The organism is Isoptericola sp. NPDC019482 (genome assembly GCF_040632295.1).
Taxonomy (GTDB): domain Bacteria; phylum Actinomycetota; class Actinomycetes; order Actinomycetales; family Cellulomonadaceae; genus Isoptericola.
In genome coordinates, this window is the sequence record NZ_JBEYBQ010000073.1 from 1 (window position 1) to 1,843 (window position 1,843).

1 rRNA gene is annotated in these 1,843 nt (G+C 58.7%); it reads left to right on the forward strand.

What is annotated here, in order from left to right:
- Positions 1-88: 88 nt before the first annotated feature.
- Positions 89-1,612 (forward strand): 16S ribosomal RNA (locus tag ABZ493_RS21675).
- Positions 1,613-1,843: the final 231 nt, after the last annotated feature.

Consider the following 1,843-nt stretch of genomic DNA (forward strand, 5'->3'; position numbering starts at 1 on the left):
TTTGGATCGGACTGAGCAGTTCAGCTTGGTCTGGCCAGTATCGTTGAATGCTGCGGGCTCTTTTGGGGGTTCGTGGTGTTTCTCTTCTTTTACGGAGAGTTTGATCCTGGCTCAGGACGAACGCTGGCGGCGTGCTTAACACATGCAAGTCGAACGGTGAAGTCCCAGCTTGCTGGGATGGATCAGTGGCGAACGGGTGAGTAACACGTGAGCAACCTGCCCTCCACTTCGGGATAAGCCTTGGAAACGGGGTCTAATACCGGATATGAGCCTGCATCGCATGGTGTGGGTTGGAAAGTTTTTCGGTGGGGGATGGGCTCGCGGCCTATCAGCTTGTTGGTGGGGTGATGGCCTACCAAGGCGTCGACGGGTAGCCGGCCTGAGAGGGCGACCGGCCACACTGGGACTGAGACACGGCCCAGACTCCTACGGGAGGCAGCAGTGGGGAATATTGCACAATGGGCGAAAGCCTGATGCAGCGACGCCGCGTGAGGGATGACGGCCTTCGGGTTGTAAACCTCTTTCAGCAGGGAAGAAGCGCAAGTGACGGTACCTGCAGAAGAAGCGCCGGCTAACTACGTGCCAGCAGCCGCGGTAATACGTAGGGCGCAAGCGTTGTCCGGAATTATTGGGCGTAAAGAGCTCGTAGGCGGTCTGTCGCGTCTGGTGTGAAATCCCGAGGCTCAACCTCGGGCTTGCATCGGGTACGGGCAGACTAGAGTGCGGTAGGGGAGACTGGAATTCCTGGTGTAGCGGTGGAATGCGCAGATATCAGGAGGAACACCGATGGCGAAGGCAGGTCTCTGGGCCGCAACTGACGCTGAGGAGCGAAAGCATGGGGAGCGAACAGGATTAGATACCCTGGTAGTCCATGCCGTAAACGTTGGGCACTAGGTGTGGGGCTCATTCCACGAGTTCCGTGCCGCAGCTAACGCATTAAGTGCCCCGCCTGGGGAGTACGGCCGCAAGGCTAAAACTCAAAGGAATTGACGGGGGCCCGCACAAGCGGCGGAGCATGCGGATTAATTCGATGCAACGCGAAGAACCTTACCAAGGCTTGACATGCACCGGAAACACTCAGAGATGGGTGCCCCGTAAGGTCGGTGCACAGGTGGTGCATGGTTGTCGTCAGCTCGTGTCGTGAGATGTTGGGTTAAGTCCCGCAACGAGCGCAACCCTCGTCCTATGTTGCCAGCGGGTTATGCCGGGGACTCATGGGAGACTGCCGGGGTCAACTCGGAGGAAGGTGGGGATGACGTCAAATCATCATGCCCCTTATGTCTTGGGCTTCACGCATGCTACAATGGCCGGTACAGAGGGCTGCGATACCGTAAGGTGGAGCGAATCCCAAAAAGCCGGTCTCAGTTCGGATTGGGGTCTGCAACTCGACCCCATGAAGTCGGAGTCGCTAGTAATCGCAGATCAGCAACGCTGCGGTGAATACGTTCCCGGGCCTTGTACACACCGCCCGTCAAGTCACGAAAGTTGGTAACACCCGAAGCTCATGGCCCAACCGGTTTTCCGGGGGGAGTGGTCGAAGGTGGGACTGGCGATTGGGACTAAGTCGTAACAAGGTAGCCGTACCGGAAGGTGCGGCTGGATCACCTCCTTTCTAAGGAGCATCTGATACCCCCGCGTAAGCTTCGCGGCCTTCGCTGCCAGGTCTTCTGGTGGGGTTGGTGGTGGGGTGGGGGTCAGGCAGACCATCTGAGGCGCCGTTTGAGTGTCTGGTGGTTGCTCATGGGTGGAACATTGACTAGAAGGACCGGTTCGGCGTCTCGCTGGCCGGCTAGTACACACCGTGGCTCTTCGGGGCCGGCTCTTCGGGGCGGCTCTTCGGGGT